Annotated in this window: 20 protein-coding genes; 13 read left to right on the forward strand and 7 right to left on the reverse strand. The window is 62.5% G+C overall.

The window, feature by feature from the left end; all coding sequences use genetic code 11:
• The first annotated feature begins 3 nt into the window (after nt 1–3).
• Nucleotides 4–1,725: a Wzy polymerase domain-containing protein gene (locus ACSQ3O_RS25720; RefSeq protein WP_436140922.1), complete on the forward strand. Its 1,722-nt coding sequence runs from the start codon at nt 4–6 to the stop codon at nt 1,723–1,725.
• A gap of 21 nt (nt 1,726–1,746) precedes the next feature.
• Nucleotides 1,747–2,523, forward strand: coding sequence for a TfpX/TfpZ family type IV pilin accessory protein (tfpZ, locus tag ACSQ3O_RS25725; protein WP_436140923.1), 777 nt, complete (start codon nt 1,747–1,749; stop codon nt 2,521–2,523).
• 12 nt (nt 2,524–2,535) lie between these two features.
• On the opposite strand, the gene moaC is transcribed toward tfpZ, so the two are convergent.
• Nucleotides 2,536–3,009 carry a cyclic pyranopterin monophosphate synthase MoaC gene (gene moaC, locus ACSQ3O_RS25730; protein ID WP_436140924.1) on the reverse strand — a complete coding sequence of 158 codons (474 nt, stop codon included), beginning with the start codon at nt 3,007–3,009 and terminating at the stop codon, nt 2,536–2,538.
• A 194-nt stretch (nt 3,010–3,203) separates the two neighbouring features.
• On the opposite strand from moaC, the gene ACSQ3O_RS25735 reads away from it, so the two are divergent.
• Nucleotides 3,204–4,664 (forward strand): M48 family metalloprotease, encoded by a 1,461-nt coding sequence (locus ACSQ3O_RS25735; protein ID WP_436140925.1) that lies wholly within the window; start codon nt 3,204–3,206, stop codon nt 4,662–4,664.
• Here the strand turns inward: ACSQ3O_RS25735 and ACSQ3O_RS25740 are convergent.
• From ACSQ3O_RS25740 to ACSQ3O_RS25750, 3 genes are all read right to left on the reverse strand, one after another.
• Nucleotides 4,632–4,985 (reverse strand): phage holin family protein, encoded by a 354-nt coding sequence (locus ACSQ3O_RS25740; protein WP_137749333.1) that lies wholly within the window; start codon nt 4,983–4,985, stop codon nt 4,632–4,634. The genes ACSQ3O_RS25735 and ACSQ3O_RS25740 overlap by 33 nt on opposite strands.
• 119 nt (nt 4,986–5,104) lie before the next feature.
• The gene (locus ACSQ3O_RS25745) at nt 5,105–5,572 is read right to left on the reverse strand and encodes a hypothetical protein (protein ID WP_137749334.1); all 468 of its coding nucleotides are present in this window, start codon (nt 5,570–5,572) and stop codon (nt 5,105–5,107) included.
• Between the two features lie 67 nt (nt 5,573–5,639).
• Complete coding sequence (locus tag ACSQ3O_RS25750; protein WP_137749335.1) at nt 5,640–6,392, reverse strand: TerC family protein; 753 nt, start codon at nt 6,390–6,392, stop codon at nt 5,640–5,642.
• Between the two features lie 481 nt (nt 6,393–6,873).
• Between ACSQ3O_RS25750 and ACSQ3O_RS25755 the strand changes: the two genes are divergently transcribed.
• Both ACSQ3O_RS25755 and ACSQ3O_RS25760 read left to right on the forward strand, forming a co-directional pair.
• Complete coding sequence (locus ACSQ3O_RS25755) at nt 6,874–7,308, forward strand: DUF3717 domain-containing protein (RefSeq protein ID WP_436140926.1); 435 nt, start codon at nt 6,874–6,876, stop codon at nt 7,306–7,308.
• A 54-nt stretch (nt 7,309–7,362) separates the two neighbouring features.
• Complete coding sequence (locus ACSQ3O_RS25760) at nt 7,363–7,668, forward strand: DUF2007 domain-containing protein (protein WP_298455401.1); 306 nt, start codon at nt 7,363–7,365, stop codon at nt 7,666–7,668.
• 104 nt (nt 7,669–7,772) lie between these two features.
• On the opposite strand, the gene ACSQ3O_RS25765 is transcribed toward ACSQ3O_RS25760, so the two are convergent.
• Together ACSQ3O_RS25765 and purB are read right to left on the reverse strand one after the other, a co-directional pair.
• Nucleotides 7,773–8,333 carry a YaeQ family protein gene (locus tag ACSQ3O_RS25765; protein ID WP_298455404.1) on the reverse strand — a complete coding sequence of 187 codons (561 nt, stop codon included), beginning with the start codon at nt 8,331–8,333 and terminating at the stop codon, nt 7,773–7,775.
• An 80-nt stretch (nt 8,334–8,413) separates the two neighbouring features.
• Nucleotides 8,414–9,793, reverse strand: coding sequence for an adenylosuccinate lyase (gene purB, locus ACSQ3O_RS25770; protein ID WP_436140927.1), 1,380 nt, complete (start codon nt 9,791–9,793; stop codon nt 8,414–8,416).
• Nucleotides 9,794–9,924: 131 nt separating this feature from the next.
• On the opposite strand from purB, the gene ACSQ3O_RS25775 reads away from it, so the two are divergent.
• From ACSQ3O_RS25775 to ACSQ3O_RS25810, 8 genes are all read left to right on the forward strand, one after another.
• On the forward strand, nt 9,925–10,539 hold the full coding sequence (locus ACSQ3O_RS25775; RefSeq protein WP_436140928.1) for a glutathione S-transferase N-terminal domain-containing protein: 615 nt from the start codon (nt 9,925–9,927) through the stop codon (nt 10,537–10,539).
• A gap of 67 nt (nt 10,540–10,606) precedes the next feature.
• Complete coding sequence (locus ACSQ3O_RS25780; protein WP_298455412.1) at nt 10,607–11,323, forward strand: TetR/AcrR family transcriptional regulator; 717 nt, start codon at nt 10,607–10,609, stop codon at nt 11,321–11,323.
• A 187-nt stretch (nt 11,324–11,510) separates the two neighbouring features.
• A complete protein-coding gene (locus ACSQ3O_RS25785) occupies nt 11,511–12,095 on the forward strand; it encodes a TRAP transporter small permease (RefSeq protein ID WP_436140929.1) in 585 nt (194 codons plus the stop codon).
• A gap of 27 nt (nt 12,096–12,122) precedes the next feature.
• Nucleotides 12,123–13,403 carry a TRAP transporter large permease gene (locus tag ACSQ3O_RS25790; protein WP_436140930.1) on the forward strand — a complete coding sequence of 427 codons (1,281 nt, stop codon included), beginning with the start codon at nt 12,123–12,125 and terminating at the stop codon, nt 13,401–13,403.
• A 55-nt stretch (nt 13,404–13,458) separates the two neighbouring features.
• A complete protein-coding gene (locus ACSQ3O_RS25795; RefSeq protein WP_436140931.1) occupies nt 13,459–14,463 on the forward strand; it encodes a TRAP transporter substrate-binding protein in 1,005 nt (334 codons plus the stop codon).
• A 129-nt stretch (nt 14,464–14,592) separates the two neighbouring features.
• Complete coding sequence (locus ACSQ3O_RS25800; RefSeq protein ID WP_436141174.1) at nt 14,593–15,453, forward strand: shikimate dehydrogenase; 861 nt, start codon at nt 14,593–14,595, stop codon at nt 15,451–15,453.
• A 32-nt stretch (nt 15,454–15,485) separates the two neighbouring features.
• Nucleotides 15,486–16,385, forward strand: coding sequence for a VOC family protein (locus tag ACSQ3O_RS25805; protein ID WP_436140932.1), 900 nt, complete (start codon nt 15,486–15,488; stop codon nt 16,383–16,385).
• Nucleotides 16,386–16,400: 15 nt separating this feature from the next.
• On the forward strand, nt 16,401–17,306 hold the full coding sequence (locus tag ACSQ3O_RS25810) for a sugar phosphate isomerase/epimerase family protein (protein ID WP_436140933.1): 906 nt from the start codon (nt 16,401–16,403) through the stop codon (nt 17,304–17,306).
• A gap of 15 nt (nt 17,307–17,321) precedes the next feature.
• On the opposite strand, the gene ACSQ3O_RS25815 is transcribed toward ACSQ3O_RS25810, so the two are convergent.
• Complete coding sequence (locus ACSQ3O_RS25815; protein ID WP_137749348.1) at nt 17,322–17,777, reverse strand: nuclear transport factor 2 family protein; 456 nt, start codon at nt 17,775–17,777, stop codon at nt 17,322–17,324.

Here is a 17,777-nt window from a genome sequence, read left to right on the forward strand (position 1 = left end):
CAATTGACCTCTAAAGAGCGGCTCAGGCCGCTCTTTTTATTTATGCCCGCCTCGTTGCTTCATGCCTTCGGCATTCTCGGTTTCTTCCTCTCCTGGCTCTCCTATGATCACTACCGGCCTTGGGTGAACTTTCATGCTGAGACACTGGCGTTGCTGGGGCTTTGGCTGCTGGTAGCCAGCCGCACTGTGGGTGGGCAATCAGGCTCTACATTGATGGCACCCAAGTGGATCTGGATTCCAGCAGTTACGATCCTCCTGCCATGGCTTCAGTTTTTTGGTGGCATTGCATTGTTCGCTGGCGATGCCTTGGTCAACTCCATTTACTTGACGGCATTGACGGCGGCTATTGCGCTCGGCTACACCTACGCATCCACGGAGCCCAGTAGAAAACAGAACCTGTTCCCCATTTTTTGTGCAATCTGGCTGGCCGCATTGATCTCGGCAGCCATAGGCCTGCTGCAGTGGCTGGACCTCCAAGGGCCGCTGGCAATGTACGTTGTACAAACCGACTTCGGCGAACGGGCACTTGGAAATCTAGGCCAACCCAATCAACTCGCCACGCTGCTGTTGATGGGCCTTGCTGCGCTGACTTGGACTTATGAGCAAAAACGCATAGGCCCGTGGGGGTTGGTATGTGGCGGAGGCTTTTTGACACTCGTACTCGTGCTCACCCAGTCTCGCGCAGGGATCTTGAGTGCAGTGGCGATGGCCCTCTTTGTTGCCTGGAAAAACATTGGCCATTCATCTCGCCTGAAGCCTCGGTATATTCTCGGTTGGCTGTTGTTGTTGCTTACAGCAGCACAACTATTGCCGCTGGTGAGCGAAGCAATGCTCATGGACGAGAGCCGAAACCTCATTGGCCTCAGAGATAATGGGCGACTGGTGATATGGCACCAAGTGTTCAATGGTATTTTGGAAGCCCCTTGGACAGGATATGGCTGGAACCAGACACCCACAGCCCATTCGGCAGGCAGTCTCACGGTACAAAGCTCGATGACTTACACCAATGCCCACAATGTCGTTTTAGACATATTGGCATGGACTGGCATTCCTCTGGGACTTGTGCTCACTTCGCTCTGCGCCTATTGGTTGCTTTCCAGGATCCAATTGTTGAGGGAGGTTGGTGGAGTCTATGCCATGGCCTGCCTTACCCCAGTTGTGGTGCACAGCCTCCTGGAATATCCATTCGCATACTCTTATTTTCTTATTTCCGCAGGTCTAATGATAGGATTTGTAGAGGCATCTTGCCTGCGCGCGCCCTCAACCTCCATCACACGAGCCCCATTGGCTGCAATCCTAGCCTTATTTCTCTCTGTGGCGGTCATTGCGATTCATGAATACGTAAAAGTTGAGGAAGATTTTCGTGTCGTGCGCTTTGAAAATCTTCGAATCGGACAAACACCAAAAGATTATACGCCTCCCGAGATATGGATGCTCTCCCAGATGAAGTCGATGTTAATCGCAGCAAGACAGGAAGCCAAGCGCGATATGACGCCGGATGAGCTGGATAATCTCAGAAAATCTTCTCTGCGCTTCCCCTACGGAGCGCTCAGCCTGAGATATGCCATCGCACTAGGACTCAATGGAAATCCCCAGGCAGCTACCAAACAAATGCAAATCATTCGTGGCATGTATGGAAAAATGTATTACGATGCAGCAGTATTCGTCCTACGAGACTTGGAGGAAAGCAAGTACCCCGAGCTTGCCGCCATCAAAACTCCATAAATTGTAGAATACTCAAAACCCATGAGAACCTCGATCACCAACTCCATCAAAATCAGGTTGATTGCAAGTGGCACCCATCTGGCCATTAGTTTGCTCATCGCGGTGTTTGCTGCGCTCCTGGTTTTTGGACTCTGGTATCCTTACCCATATCGAGAAATTTCCAGTGGAAAATCACTTTTCGCCCTACTTATCACCGTAGATGTAGTGATTGGCCCCTTGATAACGTTTGCAATTTTCAATAAATCAAAACCCAAACGAGAACTGGCAACCGACCTGACCATTGTGGGGATTCTACAAATAGCGGCACTAGCTTACGGTTTGTGGACAGTTTTTGAGGCGCGTCCAGTCCATTTGGTATTCGAATACTCACGATTCAGCGTAGTGCATGCTGCGGAGATTGAACCTAGTTTATTGAGCAAAGCCCCTCCTGCTCTGAGAAATTTGCCGCTGACAGGCCCAACCCCAATTGCTTTACGCCCCTTCAAGGATCGAGCGGAAAGTTTCGATGCAACAATTGCGGCCCTCGGAGGGGTACCGCTCGCCGCCCGCAGTGATTTATGGCACTCCTATGCAGAATCAACCGCAGATATTATTAAAGCATCGAAACCTATTTCCGATTTACTCACACGCTTCCCTGCTCAAAAAGACAATATTCACGCAGCCGCAGAAAAAACAGGACGCACTACGGAGAATTTGAACTATCTTCCTCTTGTTGGGCGAAATGGTGCTGCCTGGACTGTATTAATTGACGCTTCAACTGCCGAACCTGCGGCCTACCTACCAATTGATTCTTTCTAGCGAGCGGTGTTGCTATCTTTCAAAGCTTCCGGATTTCCCTCCATGCTTTTCCAACAGCAGCACGCCACTTATCGTCATCTGCTTATCAACCGCCTTGCACATGTCATAAACAGTCAGCAAGGCCACCTGCACCGCCGTCAGCGCCTCCATCTCCACCCCGGTGGGGCCCACTGTTTCTGCCGTGGCGGTGCATTGAATAGCATTGGCGGCGGGCACTGACTCCAGCTCCACCGCCACCCGGGTCAGCGCCAAGGGGTGGCATAGTGGAATCAATTCGCTGGTCTTCTTCGCGGCCATGATGCCCGCGATGCGCGCGATGCCCAGCACGTCTCCTTTTTTGGCTGTGCCGCTTTCTATGATGGCAAGCGTTGCCGGCTGCATCTCGATACGGCCGGTCGCCACTGCGATGCGGTGGGTGGCGGGTTTAGCGCCCACATCCACCATATGGGCTTGGCCTTGGGCGTCGAAATGGGTGAGAGAGGACATAGCGGAGTACTGGTAGTAGGAGTTGTTGCGAAACAATCGGCGGCTCAGGGCATCATAAGGACATGCGGAACTGCTTTTGGCCACGGGGGCTTGCCGTCTTGCCCCGGCACCATCTTCTTGCTGATTTCTGTCTTTTTTCGCCCTTTGCGCGCGTCAGACGGGCTCATATTGCTATATTATTTATAGCAATATGGTTGGTACTACCAGCCAATGCGCAGTCCCCGCTGCCTACGCTAGGCGAAAACAGCGACCTCACCACCAGCGCCGAGCGTCGCCTGGGCGATCGCATCATCCGGGAGCTGTACCGGGATCCCGACTATATCGACGACCCCGTCGTTGCAGACTATGTGCAGGGCATATGGCAGCCACTGATGGCAGCGGCCAAAGCACGGGGTGAACTTTCTGGCGAGCTGGACGAGCGCTTCGCCTGGGAGATCCTGCTGGGACGGGACCGCACGGTGAACGCGTTTGCGTTGCCTGGCGGTTACCTGGGGGTGCACCTGGGCCTGGTGGGGGTGGTAACAACGCGCGATGAACTCGCATCTGTGCTCGCACACGAACTCAGCCATGTCACCCAGCGCCACATCTCACGCCTGATCACGCAGCAGAGCAAGCAAACCCCGCTCCTGCTGGGCGCTCTGGTGCTGGGCGCGCTGGCGGCCAGCAAGAACCCCGGCGCCACGCAAGCCCTGGTGGTGGGGGGTCAGGCACTGGCGATGCAGAACCAGCTCAACTTCTCGCGCGACATGGAGCGCGAGGCGGACCGCATCGGCTACGGGCTGATGGCACCGGCAGGGTTTGCGCCCCAAGGCTTTGTGAGCATGTTTGACAAGCTGCAGCAGGCCAATCGGCTCAATGACAATGGCTCGTGGCCCTATCTGCGCAGCCATCCGTTGACCAGCGAGCGCATGGCAGACATGCAATCGCGCAATCCGCCTGGCAGCGGTTCAGGCCCAACCGCTCCCACCTCCTTGGACCATGCTTTGGTGGCCGCCCGCGCGCGGGTGCTCTCCAACCCCGGAGTGGACACCTTGCGCCAATGGGTCAATGAGCCCCAGGGCATCGGGTTCGCTGGCCAGCCGCTGCAGCGGCGAGCAGCAGCGCTGTATGCCGCTGCCCTCGGGGGCCTGCAGCTGCGTGACATGGGGGGCGCGCGATCTACCGCGCTGAAGCTCGAAGCACTGGCCCAGTCCGACCCTGCCGCGCTGCGCCTTGTGCGCTTGTTGCGTGCAGAGATCGAGCTGACCGCTGGCGATGCAGCAGCGGCGATGGCCGCACTGCCAGAAGCCCAGGGCGCCAGCACTCGCAGGCCGGAGCTGTTGCTGCGCAGCCAAATCTTGCTCAAGGCCAGCCAGGCAGCCACAGGAACGGGTCCACTGCAAACCTGGGTGGCCAGCCATCCCAAAGACGCCGGCGCATGGCTCCTGCTGGCTGCCTTGTGGCAAGCCCAGAACCAAGGCCTGCGCGCCATCCGCGCGGAGGCCGAGGCCCATGCCGCGCGGTATGACTATGCGGCGGCCGTAGACCGGTTCAAAGCAGGCCAGGATATGGCCCGCCGTGGTGGTGCTGCGGCGGACCACATTGAGGCGTCCATCATCGACACCCGGCTGCGCGCCATGGAGTCACTTCTTCGTGAACAGGCCGCCGAGCGCTGATTCGATCAGTACGCCCAGCACAGAGTAAATGAGCGAGCCCAACAGGGCTGCGCCAAAACCGGTGACATGGAAGCCGTCAAGCACGCTGGCGGCTGCCCAGAACATCAGTGCGTTGATGACGAACAAGAAGAGCCCCACGGTCACGATGGTGACCGGCAGTGTCAACACCACCAGCACCGGCCGCAGGACCACATTGAACAAGCCGATCACGAAGGCCGCGATCAACGCCGAGGAAAAGCTTTTCACCTCGACGCCACTGTAGATGTACGCCACGAACAACAGCGCGGCTGCGCTGAGCAGCCATTTGAGAAGAAGTTTCATAGCCAAAGAATAGCACCGGCCAGCGGGCAAGAAAAAGGGCCCTACAGGCCCTTTTTTGATCACCTATCGCCCGACCCACGAGAGGCAGGCGTGTCCTTGTGGCGCACCATGGCGCCCGGTCACTCCAGCGCCAGTACCCACAGGGTGCCAAAACCGGTAAGCAAGCTGCCCATCAGGGTGCCCGGCCTGGGGGTGGGCCAGCGGCGGCCCGTCGCCTGGCCTTGCGCCCCGTCCTCCGGGGCTTCCGACTTGGGACGACGGGCATCCACAACCTGGGCGGCAGAGGGTTGGGCGGCCTGCAACTGCTCCGTCAGCTCCACCAGGGGCCCCTTGGCAACCACGGTGGTCACGCTGTTCGCGGGGGCCCGCAGGACGGGGAGAATCTGGGCAAACAGCTTGTCTGCCCACTTGGTGCGCCAGTTTTCACGGGCGCTGTGGCTGACCCATTTGCTGATACGGTGGGTCATGCGCGGCGCGCAGGCCACCAACACCCACTGGGTCTGCGCCATCGGCGCACGGGCAAACAGGGGCGCTAGCACCTGCTGGGCATACGCTGCGTCGTCCACGTACACGATGACTCTGTCCATACCACCTCCTGTGTAAGCCACAAGGCCCCGGTGTGCAAGGAACACACCTGCGGGGCCATCGATCAGATCAGTGCTGCTGTTCGGCAGGTGCCGCAGCGCCTCGGCGCGAAAGAATGAACTTCCCAGCCGCCAGCACCAGCAACGCACCGGCCACGCTGGCACCGTACTTGACCGTGTCGAGCACATCGCCAGAAGCGTCCAGCGGCATCTTCAGCATCCACTGCCACTTGTCAGGGTTGGCCAGGGCAGGGTCAGTGACCAGCATGCCACCCGCGATCCAGCCCAGCAGCATGCCGCCCAGCGTGATGATCATCGGGAAACGCTCCATGAGCTTGATGACCAGCTGGCTGCCCCAGACGATGATCGGGATGGAGATCAGGAGGCCCAACACCACCAGCAGGAACTGGTGTTCGCCCGCGTTCTGCGCAGCACCGGCAATGGCGATCACGTTGTCCACGCTCATCACCAGGTCGGCCACGATGATGGTCTTGATGGCCGCCAGCAGCTTGTCGCTGCCCTGCACGTCGCCATGGCCTTCTTCATCCGGGGCCAGCAGCTTGACACCAATCCACACCAGCAGGATCGCGCCCACAAACTTGAGGAAGGGCAACGCCAGCAGCGTCATCGCAAACGCGATCAGGATCACGCGCAGCACAATGGCACCGGCCGTGCCCCAGATGATGCCCTTGGTGCGCTGTGCAGGGGGCAGCTTGCGGCAAGCCAGCGCAATGACCACAGCGTTATCGCCACCCAGCAGGATGTCGATGATGATGATCTGGCCCAGTGCGAGCCAGAATTCGGGCGATGCCAAAAAGTCCATAAATTCCTCTGTATCAGTAGCGCGAAGGGAGGATCTCGCCGCCACTGTAGCGCCGAGTCCATCCCAGGGATAGAGGGCCTGCGGTCGGAGGATCAGGGACTTGCAGCCACGCGGCGGGGGCGCGGCACACGAAGAGGCAGCCTTGATCAGCCCACAGCGGGCCCATCAAAGGTCTTGCTCAGTTCCGCACATGGACCATGTGCGTGGAACCCGGAACGCCGGAAGCAATGCTTCGTATTGACGACGAATCCGATGCCCTGCACTGCGAACACGAGGGCGTGGCCCCGCTGCAATGCAAGTCGGGAGCTACTCCCCTTCGAGCCTTCGATTGGAACATCGCCAGCGCAGCCACGCAAGGGTCGGCATGTTGTGGTTACTGCGTACGTCCGTCTTGGCGCGCGGGGGATGGGGCAGATAACACCACGGCCCGCATCCCACGCCCGGGCGGCTATGATCCAGCCCCCTTGTGTCCCGCCCCTCCATGGCCGCCATCCACATCACCGACATCGAAGCCGCCATCAACCACTGGCGCCACCGCGCGCCGTCGCCGGACGGCGTTGCGCTGGCGCCCGAGATCGAGGCCCTGGGGGAAGCGTATGCGCTGATGGTCTACCACCGCCAGACCACCATCGACGAAAACGACCTGCCTGCCCACGCGCTGGCCGCATGGCTGGCCTGGTACGACACCACCCCCGACACCCCCTGCATCGCTATCTGCTCCACCAGCCAGGGAGACGATCTGTGCAAAGGCTGCGGCCGCACCTTCGAAGAAGTGCAGCACTGGCCGTCCCTGAGCCCTGCTGAAAAGCGGGTGGTGTGGCGCCGCATCACCATGGAACATTCTGCGTGGCGCTTCAATCGTTATGCCGAGCGTGCTGCCGAGGGCGCCTCAGCGCCACAAGCGCCCGCGCCCTGAAACCAGCAAGGACGGGGGCTGTACGCCGCCCCCCGCAGCCGCTATGGTGGAGCCATGCTGCGCCTGACCCAAGCCCCGAACATTGCCATCGCCACGCTGTGGGCCGACCTGCTCTGTGAGGCGGGCATGGCAGCGTCGGTGCAACGGCAATATCTGGGTGCCGCTGCGGGGCACCTGCCGCCCGACCAGTGCCTGCCCGAGATCTGGCTGGATTACGAAGAACACGCCACCCGCGCACGCGCCCTGTTGCAGGAATTGCAGACCCTGCCCCAGCGCCACTGGGCCTGCCGCTGCGGCGAAATTGTGGAAGGCGGCTTCGAACAGTGCTGGCAGTGTGGCGCACTCATGCCACGCGACTGAGGCCCGCTCACGTCTGGGCGGGCAGACAGTTAACCAATCACTCCTGATTTGATAGCTAAAAAGACATACCTATCAGGCGAAAACGGCCTTTTTTACTCAAGAATCTACTTCCAGCGCACAGGCTCCACATGCACACTGCCCTGGGTGCTGCTCAGGGTGATGGCCCCTTCCTGCACCGTGGCCTGCAGCTGCATGCTGCGCTCGGCCAGCTGGGCCAGGGCCTGGGATGCCTCGGTGGGAATGCGCCAGACCTGCAGTTTGTCCAGGCGCGAGAGCTTGCTTTCGATGCCCTTCCACCAGATTTCCGAAGCGTGGTTGAAGCAGTAGACGATCACGGAGTCGGCCTTGCTGCAGGCCTTGGTCAGCGGCTTGTCCTCGGGCTGGCCCACTTCGATCCACACACGCTTGCGCCCGGTGAAGTCGGTGAGCGACGCATCCGGGTCATCCGGGTCCGACAGGCCCGCGCCAAACGCCAGCGTGCCGTCGCCGTTGCATAGGTCGTTGAGCTGGTGCGCCTGGATGGCCAAGGCGGCCAGCCGGACCATCATGCGCTCGTCCGTCTCGCTGGGGTGGCGTGCCAGGGTGAGCGCATGGTCAGCGTAGTAGCCATGGTCGATGTCGGCGATCTGGAGGTTCGCCTTGAAGATGGTGGATTTGATGGCCATGCAGCCTCGCTACAAAATAGATAGCCGCTAGTGCTTGACAGACAAGCGCTAGCGGCCAAAGAAGCTTGAAAAAGCTGCGATCAGACCCGGCGTGCCAACTCGGCTGCCTTGCCCACGTAGCTGCCGGGCGTCATGGCAAGCAGGCGGTCCTTTTCAGCCTGGGGAATCTCCAGCGACTGGATCAGGCCGTGCAGCGCCTCGGCCGTCACGGTCTTGCCACGGGTCACTTCCTTGAGCTTTTCATAGGCGCCCTGCACGCCGAAACGGCGCATCACGGTCTGGATGGGCTCGGCCAGCACTTCCCACGCGGCGTCCAGGTCTTCGGCCAGGTTTTCTTCGTTGATTTCGAGCTTGTTCAGGCCGGTGAGCAGCGAGGCATAGGCCAGCGTGGCGTAGCCCAGGGCCACGCCCATGTTGCGCAGCACGGTGCTGTCGGTCAGGTCGCGCTGCCAGCGGCTGACGGGCAGCTTTTCGGACAGGTGCTTGAGCAGCGCATTGGCAAGGCCCAGGTTGCCTTCGGCGTTCTCGAAGTCGATGGGGTTGACCTTGTGCGGCATGGTGCTCGAACCAATCTCGCCCGCCTTCAGGCGCTGCTTGAAGTAGCCCAGGCTCACATAGCCCCAGATGTCGCGCGACAGATCGATGAGGATGGTATTGGCACGGGCCACGGCGTCGAACAGCTCGGCCATGTAGTCGTGCGGCTCGATCTGGATCGAGTAGGGCTGGAAGGTCAGGCCCAGGCCCAGCGGCTCGGGCGTTTCGATGACCTTCTGGCTGAAGGCTTCCCAGTCAAACTCGGGCCAGGCGGACAGGTGGGCGTTGTAGTTGCCCACGGCGCCGTTCATCTTGCCCATGATCTTGACGGCGGCGATCTTCTCGCAGGCCGTCTGCAGGCGCATCACCACGTTGGCCATTTCCTTGCCCACGGTGGTGGGGCTGGCGGTCTGGCCGTGGGTGCGGCTGAGCATGGGCACGTCGGCAAAGGCGTGCGCCATTTCGCGCAGCTTGAGCACGATGCGGTCCAGGCCCGGCAGCACGACCTGGTCGCGGCCGGAGCGCAGTTGCAGCGCGTGGCTGGTGTTGTTGATGTCTTCGCTGGTGCAGGCAAAGTGCACGAATTCAGAGGCCTTTTCCAACTCGGGGCGGGCTTCGAACTTGCTCTTGATCCAGTATTCGACCGCCTTCACGTCGTGGTTGGTGGTCTTTTCGATCTCCTTGATGGCGGCAGCGTCGGCTTCGGAGAAGTTCTTGACCAGGCCCAGCAAGTAAGCGCGCGCTCCGGTGGTGAGGGGCTTGAATTCAGCAAACCCCGCATCCGAGAGCGCAATGAACCAGGCCACTTCCACCTGCACGCGGCGGTGCATGTAGCCATGCTCGCTCATGATCGGGCGCAGGGCGGCAAGTTTGGTGGCGTAACGGCCGTCAAGCGGCGACAGGGCAGTGATGGTAGACAGGCTCATGGCGCGCAATTGTAGGCGGGGTGGGTCGGCGGGGTTTGTGGGGGCGGCGCATCAGTCAGCCTCATGCCGGGTCGCTGTCGATAGAATCAAACCCGAATTGTTCAGCATCCCCGCGCACTGGAAGACACACCATGAAATTGATCGGAGCCACCACCAGCCCCTACGTGCGCAAGGTACGTATCGTGATGGCTGAGAAAAAGCTCGACTACCAGTTCGTGCAAGAAAACGTCTGGGCAGACGACACCCACATTGCCACCTCCAACCCACTGGGCAAGGTGCCCTGCCTGGTCATGGAAGGGGGCGAGGCCGTTTTTGACTCGCGCGTGATTGTCGAATATCTGGACACCCTCTCGCCCGTGGGCAAGCTGATCCCGTCGCAAGGCCGCGAACGCGCCGAGGTCAAGACATGGGAAGCCCTGGCCGACGGCGTGATGGATGCCGGCATCCTGGCCCGCCTGGAAGCCACCTGGGTCCACCGCAAGGACAGCGAACGCAGCCAGGCCTGGATTGACCGCCAGTTGATCAAGGTGAACGACGGGCTCAAGTCCATGAGCCAGGGCCTGGGCGACAAGCCCTACTGCAGCGGCATTCACCTGAGCCTATCCGATATCGCCGTGGGCTGCGCCCTCGGCTGGCTGGAGTTCCGCTTTCCCGAGATCGCCTGGCGCAGCGAGTACCCCAACCTGGGCAAGCTGCTCGACAAGCTGATGCTGCGCCCGAGCTTCGCCGACACCAAACCGTCCTAAGCGGCCAGCATGGCAGCCCAGGTTGGGTAAAGCCCCCACGCTGGGCTTGCCGTATGCTCGGGTGCTTATGAACGAAATGGTTCAAAACCCCTCGAAGGCCACCGGCACACGGGCTACGCGGCAGCGCGCGGCCCGTGATGCCGCGTCCACCCCCGGGGCGGACCGCGTGCGCATCAACGACCCTGATCGCACCATGGCCAACATCCTGCAGGTGGCCACAGCCGAATTTGCCGACAAGGGGCTGGCCGGGGCGCGCATTGATGAGATAGCCGCGCTGACCAGTACCAGCAAACGCATGATCTACTACTACTTCGGTAGCAAGGAAGGTCTGTATGTGGCGGTGCTGGAGGATGCCTACCGGCGCATCCGGCGCATTGAGTCGGAACTGCACCTCGAAGACCTCGCGCCCGAGCAGGCCCTGCGCACCCTGGTGGGTTTCACGGTGGACTACCAGCTCGCCAACCCCGACTTCATCCGCCTGGTGATGAACGAAAACATGCACCGGGGCGAGTTCATCAGCCAGTCCACGACCATCCAGGAACTCAACATCCCGGTCATCCATGCCGTGCGTGACGTGTACCAGCGTGGCGTGGCTGCGGGGGTTTTTCGTCCGGATGTGGACCCGGTCGATCTGCACATGTCGATCTCGGCCCTGTGTTTTTTCAATGTGGCCAACCGCCACACCTTTGGCGCGATCTTCAAGCGCTCGCTCGATACCCCCGCCGCCACGGCGCAACGCCGTGAATCGATCATCGAGATGATCGTGCGCTTCCTGCGGCCCTGATCCGCCTGGCGCGTGCGCGCACCGACGCCCGCGCCACACAGTCATCCCCCCTTCGTCAGCACCCTGCGTGCGCCCCTGGCGTGGCGGCGCCCTGCCATGACCACGCATGCAGGGTTTGCACCTAGATCAAATACTAACCAGTTCGTACAAAATTTAAAAACAGCAACCGATAACGACTGGAGACACCATGTTTGCACTGGCCGACCGCTGGCTCGGGCGATACACCCGCGCACTCGACATGCTTTCCGGCCTGTGCCTGGCCATCATGGTGGTGCTGGTGTTTGGCAACGTGGTGTTGCGCTACACCGTGAACTCGGGCATTACGGTGTCCGAAGAGCTGTCGCGCTGGTTGTTCGTGTGGCTGACCTTCATGGGAGCCGTGGTGGCTTTGCGGGAGCACGGACACCTGGGTACCGACGTGCTGGTGTCCCGCCTGCCTGCGGCGGGCAAAAAGGTCTGCCTGGTTCTGGCGCAGGTCGCCATGCTGTATGTCTCCTGGCTGCTGCTCAAGGGCAGCTGGGCGCAGATGGTGATCAATGCCGACACCGAAGCACCGGTCACCGGGGCATCGGTGGGCATCTTCTACGCCAGCGGTGTGCTCATGGGCGGGTCCGCCATTGCCATCTTGCTGCGTGACCTGCTGCGCACACTCTTTGTGCCGCTGAGCGAAAACGAACTGGTCATGGTGCAGGAAAGCGAAGAACTCGCAGCGCTGCAACACCGCACGGAAGACGCCAGTGCAACCCCTCCCTCGGCAGGCCCGCGCCACTGATCCCCCTTTTGCACTGGAACGCGCACTATGACCGTCACCATCTTCCTGGGCTCCCTTTTGCTTGCCATGGCGATCGGCGTCCCCATCGCTTACGCGCTGCTGATCTGCGGCGTGGCGCTGATGTGGCATCTGGACCTGTTCGACGCACAAATCCTGGCGCAGAACGTGATCAACGGCGCGGACAGTTTTCCGCTGCTGGCCGTGCCTTTCTTCATGCTGGCGGGCGAGATCATGAATGTGGGGGGGCTGTCCAAGCGCATCGTGAAGCTGGCGCTCACCATGGTGGGCCATGTCCCCGGTGGCCTGGGCTATGTGGCCATCATGGCGGCTGTGATCCTGGCAGCTGTGTCCGGCTCGGCCGTGGCGGATGCGGCGGCCTTGGCGTCGCTCCTGCTGCCGATGATGGTGGCGGCTGGGCACAACAAGGAGCGGTCGGCAGGCCTGATTGCCTCCGCCGGGATCATCGCTCCGGTCATCCCGCCGTCCATCGGTTTTGTGATCTTTGGTGTGGCCGCCAACGTGTCCATCAGCAAGCTGTTCCTGGCGGGCATTGTTCCGGGCGTGCTGCTCGGGCTCTCGCTGGCCGTGACGTGGTGGTGGCTCGTGCGCCGCGAGGATGTGGCGCCACCGAAGCGCGCCACGCGCGGAGAGCTGCTGCTGGCGCTGCGCGAGGCCGTGTGGGCCCTGGGCCTGCCCATCATCATCCTTGTGGGCCTGCGCATGGGTGTATTCACGCCGACAGAAGCCGCTGTGGTGGCCGCCGTGTACTCGCTGTTTGTCGCGATGGTGGTGTACCGCGAGCTGAGCCTGCGCCAGCTGGTGGAGATCTTTCAGACCTCTGCACGCACCAGCGCCGTGGTCATGTTCCTGGTGGCTGCCGCCATGGTGTCTGCCTGGCTCATTACCGTGGCCGATCTCCCGTCTGCGGTCATCGGCATGCTGGAGCCTTTCATGGGCAACCAGACGCTGTTGCTGATCGCGATCATGGTGCTGGTCATGGTGGTGGGCACCGCGATGGACATGACGCCCACCATCCTCATTCTCACGCCCGTGCTGATGCCGGTGGTCAAGGCAGCCGGCATTGACCCGGTGTACTTCGGCGTGTTGTTCATCATCAACAACGCCATTGGTCTTATCACACCGCCCGTGGGAACCGTGCTCAACGTGGTGGCCGGGGTGGGCCGCATTTCCATGTCGCAGGTCACCCGGGGCGTCATGCCGTTCATGGTGGCGCAGTTCATCGTCATGTTCCTGCTGGTGCTGTTCCCGTCCATCGTTCTCGTGCCCTTGCGCCTGCTGGGGGGCTGATCCGCCCTTCCGCCCTCACCGTTTCTGCCCGCCCAAAACCCAAGGAGACCATCCCATGAAGCTGCTCAAAACCCTGCTCGCCACGGCTCTCATCGCCGCATCGCTGCTGCCCGCCGCGCACGCGCAGGAGCGCACCATCAAGTTCGCCTTCCAGAACCAGAAGGACCACCCGCAGGCCCAGGGCGCGCAAAAGTTTGCCGACCTGGTGGCGGCCAAGACCAACGGCCGCATCGCCGTGAAGCTCTTCCCTGGCGGCACGCTGGGCGGCGACCTGCAGACCGTGTCGGCGCTGCAAGGTGGCACGGTGGAGATGACGGTGCTCAATGCCGGCATCCTGTCCGCCCAGGCCAAGGAATTCGGTATCTACGACTTCCCCTTCCTGTTCGCGACGCCCCAAGAGGCTGACGCCGTGACCGACGGCCCCTTCGGCAAGAAGCTGCTCGACAAGCTGCAGGCCAAGAACCTGGTCGGCCTGGGCTACTGGGAGCTGGGCTTTCGCAACCTCACCAACAGCAAGCGCCCCATCACCAAGGCCGAAGACATTGCAGGTCTCAAGATCCGCGTGATCCAGTCGCCCATCTACATCGACATGTTCAACGCGCTGGGCGCCAACGCCGTGCCCATGCCGTTCCCCGAGCTGTACACCGCCATGGAGCAAAAGGCCGTGGACGGCCAAGAGAACCCGTTCTCCACCATCCTGTCGTCCAAGTTTGCGGAGGTGCAGAAGTACCTGACCGTCACGCGCCACATGTACAACCCCCAGGCCGTGATCGTGAGCAAGAAGTTCTGGGACAGCCTGAACCCTGCCGACCAGAAGGCGCTCACCGACGCCATGGCCGAGGCCACCACCTTCCAGCGCGGTGTGTCGCGCGTGCAGGCCAACGTGGCGCTGGAAGACCTCAAGAAGGCCGGCATGCAGGTGTCCGAGTTCTCGCCCGCCGAGCTGGACAAGCTGCGCGCCAAGGTCAAGCCTGTGGTCGAAAAGCACAGCGAAAAAGTGGGCGCCGAGACGGTGAAAGAGGTCTACGCCACGCTGGCCAAGCTGCGCGGCGGCAAGTAAGCCCCACGCTGCCCTCCTCGCACGGCCGCCCATGGCCTAGCCACGCCCGGCCGTGCATTCACCCCGTATTCCGCCCGCCCCATGAGCACCCAGCTGCTTGAACCCCCGGTCACCACACCCACGTCCGCCATGCCATCCACAAGCCCCCGCAAGGTGCTGATCGGACTGATCGGTGCCGGCATCCAGAAGTCGCTGTCGCCCGCGCTGCACGAAGAAGAAGCACGCCACCACGGTATGCGCCTGCACTACCAGCTCATTGACCTGGACCGCTCGGCCTCCTCGGCGGAGCATCTGCCCACGCTGTTATCCGCGGCACGCATCATGGGCTACGCCGGCTGCAACGTGACCTACCCCTGCAAGCAGGCGGTGATCCCGCACCTCGACAGCCTGTCCGAAGAAGCGCGCGCCATGGGCGCCGTGAACACGGTGGTCATCCGTGACGGACAACTGGTGGGGCACAACACTGATGGATCCGGCTGGGCCTGGGGCTTTACCCGCGCGCTGCCCGGCGCCGACCTGCGCCGCGTGGTGCTGCTGGGCGCAGGTGGTGCGGGCGCCGCCATTGCCCATGCCGTGCTGCGCCTGGGCGCCGAGCACCTGAGCATTGTCGATGCGCAGCCCGAGCGCGCAGCGCAACTGGCCGCCGACGTGAATGCGCTCTATGGCGCCCGGGCCGAAGCGGCTGACATCCAAACGGCCATGGCACAAGCCACCGGTCTGATCCACGCCACTCCCACGGGCATGGACAAGCTGCCCGGCCTGCCGCTGGACGTTGCGCTGCTGCGGCCCACGATGTGGGTGTCCGAGGTGGTGTATTTCCCGCTCGACACCGCGCTGGTGCAGGCGGCGCGCGCACTGGGCTGCCGCGTGTCGGACGGCGGCGGCATGGCCGTGGGCCAGGCCGTGGGCGCGTTCGAGCTGTTCACCGGCGAGGCGCCCGATGCCGCACGCATGGACGCGCATTTCCGCCGCCTGGTCAGCGCCCGCTGATGCCCCCCGCAACGAACAAGGAGCCCCCATCCATGAGCACCCCGATGATGGCCGCCCGCGAAGCGCTGGGCGAACTGCCCAACCCCCTGGGCCTGCAGGGCGTGGAGTTCATCGAATACGCCACCAGCCGCCCCCAGGCGCTGGGCCAGGCGCTGGAGCGCATGGGTTTTCAGCCCGTGGCGCGCCACCGCTCGCGCGAGGTGCTGCTGTATCGCCAGGGCGACATGAACATCATCGTCAACGCGCACCAGGATGCCGAGCGCACGGGCCTGCATGCGCCGCCAGCGCTCACCGAAGCCCCCGTGCTGGCCGCTGTGGCGTTCCGTGTCGGCAATGCCGCCGCAGCGTTTCGCCGCGTGCTGGAGCTGGGCGCCTGGGCCGTGCACACCGAGGTCGAGGTGATGGAGCTGAACATCCCCGCCATCCACGGCGTAGGCGCAAGCCGCATCTACTTCGTAGACCGCTGGAAAGAGTTCTCCATCTACGACGTGGACTTTGTGCCCATCCCCACCGTCAACCCCTGCCCGCCCGCACTGCAGGGCCTGCACCTGTTCGGCGTGGTCCAGTACATCGGCCTGGGCCGCGCAGCGGACTGGATCCACTTCTACAGCGAGCTGTTCGGCTTTGCCGAGCTGGCGCCCAACCAGTCGTTTGGCGTGCTCACCCACGGCCGCATCCTGTCCAGCCCGTGCGGCACATTGCACTGGCAACTGATTGAGCCGCAGGTCGATGCGCTGGATGCCGACCCCGAGGAGCTGCTGCAGCGCGTGGCCTTTGGCACGCCCGACGTGCTGGCCACCGTGAATGCACTGCGTGCGCGCGGCGTGGAGTTTGTGGAGTCGCCCACGGGCGTGCACACCGGCACGCGCGGCGCGCTCACGCGTGCCGATGCGGCCTCGCCCAGCTTTGAGCTGGTGCTCGACGCCCGCTGAGCCTGGAGACTGCCCATGCGCCGATCCACCATGCAACGCAACGTCGCCGATTTCGGCATGGACACCATCAGCCTGGCTGGGCCACTGGAGGCCAAGCTCGCCGCCGTCAAGGCCGCAGGTTTTGGCCAGATCATGCTGGCCGCGCGCGACATCGTGGGCCACCCTGAGGGCATCGAAGCCGCCGTGCACGCCGTGCGCAACAGCAGCCTGCGCGTGACGGGCTTTCAGGTGCTGCGCGATTTTGAAGGCCTCTCAGGCCACCTGCACAGCTACAAGGTGGACATTGCCAAGCAGATGATCCTGATGGCGCGCGACCTGGGCGCGCCCGTGCTGCTGGCCTGCAGCTCCACGTCATCGCATGCCACGGCCGACGCCGATGCCGTTGCGCGCGACCTGCGCAAGCTGGCGCTGCTGGCGCTGCCCCACGGCATCCGCGTGGCGTTTGAAGGCCTCTCCTGGGGCCGCCACATCAACGAGGTGCACCAGGCCTGGGCCGCCGTAGAGCAGGCCGACTGCCCCAACCTCGGGCTGGCCATCGACTCGTACCACCAGTTCGCCACCAGCACGCCACTCTCGGCGCTGGAAGACGTGGACCCGGCCAAGATCTACCTCGTGCAGCTGTCGGACTTCATGTGGCAGGAGACGCGCACGGTGCAGGAGCGCATCGAGACTGCGCGCCACTTTCGCGTGTTCCCCGGCGAGGGCGTGCACAGCCAGGCGCTGGCCGAGCTGGTGCGCACGCTGGACGGCATGGGCTACCAGGGCGACTACAGCTTTGAAGTCTTCAACGACGACTACCAACAGCTGCCGCTGCCCTATGTGGCGCAACGGGCGTGGAACAGTGCGCTGTGGCTGGCCGAAGGCGTGCTGCGGCGCGCGGTGCCGCTGCCGGGGCATCCGCGCATCCGTGCGGTGGGCTGATGAAGGCCCGGACCGTCAGCTATTGGCGCGCTTCTTGAGCCAGCGCATCAGCGCGCCCACCACGGGCAGCTTCTCATACAGCTCTTCGGCCGCGTCCCAGTAGTCGCGGTGCAAGGTCACCTGACCCTGGGCGTCCAGCACCAGGTGCGAGGCGCCACGCACCGTCTGCGTCACGCCCTTGTGGAAGTCTTTGAACGCGAACAAAAAGTCCCAGGTCAAAAAGCACTGCTGCCCCTGCACCACGCGGCCCGTGACCACAAAACGCGGCTGCTCCAGTGCCTCGAACATGTGGGCAAAGATGCCCTGGATGGCAGGCACGCCCACCACCTCGTTGAACGGGTCTTTGAAGCGCGCCTGGGGCGCGTAGAACTGGCCGATGGTCGCCACATCGGCGGGCGACAGGTTCTCAAAAAACGCAATGACGCGCTTGACGGCTTCTTCGGTGGCGGGGGCGGTGTAAGGAGGCTGCAT

It is taken from the genome of Acidovorax sp. LjRoot74 (assembly GCF_964254355.1).
Lineage (GTDB): Bacteria > Pseudomonadota > Gammaproteobacteria > Burkholderiales > Burkholderiaceae_C > Acidovorax.

Excerpts from the sequence above, each read along its gene's own strand:
- tfpZ (WP_436140923.1), top strand. The coding sequence starts at position 1,747 with ATGAGAACCTCGATCACCAACTCCATCAAAATCAGGTTGATTGCAAGT.
- moaC (WP_436140924.1), bottom strand. The coding sequence starts at position 3,009 with ATGTCCTCTCTCACCCATTTCGACGCCCAAGGCCAAGCCCATATGGTG.
- ACSQ3O_RS25740 (WP_137749333.1), bottom strand. The coding sequence starts at position 4,985 with ATGAAACTTCTTCTCAAATGGCTGCTCAGCGCAGCCGCGCTGTTGTTC.
- ACSQ3O_RS25745 (WP_137749334.1), bottom strand. The coding sequence starts at position 5,572 with ATGGACAGAGTCATCGTGTACGTGGACGACGCAGCGTATGCCCAGCAG.
- ACSQ3O_RS25750 (WP_137749335.1), bottom strand. The coding sequence starts at position 6,392 with ATGGACTTTTTGGCATCGCCCGAATTCTGGCTCGCACTGGGCCAGATC.
- ACSQ3O_RS25755 (WP_436140926.1), top strand. The coding sequence starts at position 6,874 with ATGGCCGCCATCCACATCACCGACATCGAAGCCGCCATCAACCACTGG.
- ACSQ3O_RS25760 (WP_298455401.1), top strand. The coding sequence starts at position 7,363 with ATGCTGCGCCTGACCCAAGCCCCGAACATTGCCATCGCCACGCTGTGG.
- ACSQ3O_RS25765 (WP_298455404.1), bottom strand. The coding sequence starts at position 8,333 with ATGGCCATCAAATCCACCATCTTCAAGGCGAACCTCCAGATCGCCGAC.
- purB (WP_436140927.1), bottom strand. The coding sequence starts at position 9,793 with ATGAGCCTGTCTACCATCACTGCCCTGTCGCCGCTTGACGGCCGTTAC.
- ACSQ3O_RS25775 (WP_436140928.1), top strand. The coding sequence starts at position 9,925 with ATGAAATTGATCGGAGCCACCACCAGCCCCTACGTGCGCAAGGTACGT.
- ACSQ3O_RS25780 (WP_298455412.1), top strand. The coding sequence starts at position 10,607 with ATGAACGAAATGGTTCAAAACCCCTCGAAGGCCACCGGCACACGGGCT.
- ACSQ3O_RS25785 (WP_436140929.1), top strand. The coding sequence starts at position 11,511 with ATGTTTGCACTGGCCGACCGCTGGCTCGGGCGATACACCCGCGCACTC.
- ACSQ3O_RS25790 (WP_436140930.1), top strand. The coding sequence starts at position 12,123 with ATGACCGTCACCATCTTCCTGGGCTCCCTTTTGCTTGCCATGGCGATC.
- ACSQ3O_RS25795 (WP_436140931.1), top strand. The coding sequence starts at position 13,459 with ATGAAGCTGCTCAAAACCCTGCTCGCCACGGCTCTCATCGCCGCATCG.
- ACSQ3O_RS25800 (WP_436141174.1), top strand. The coding sequence starts at position 14,593 with ATGCCATCCACAAGCCCCCGCAAGGTGCTGATCGGACTGATCGGTGCC.
- ACSQ3O_RS25805 (WP_436140932.1), top strand. The coding sequence starts at position 15,486 with ATGAGCACCCCGATGATGGCCGCCCGCGAAGCGCTGGGCGAACTGCCC.
- ACSQ3O_RS25810 (WP_436140933.1), top strand. The coding sequence starts at position 16,401 with ATGCGCCGATCCACCATGCAACGCAACGTCGCCGATTTCGGCATGGAC.
- ACSQ3O_RS25815 (WP_137749348.1), bottom strand. The coding sequence starts at position 17,777 with ATGCAGCCTCCTTACACCGCCCCCGCCACCGAAGAAGCCGTCAAGCGC.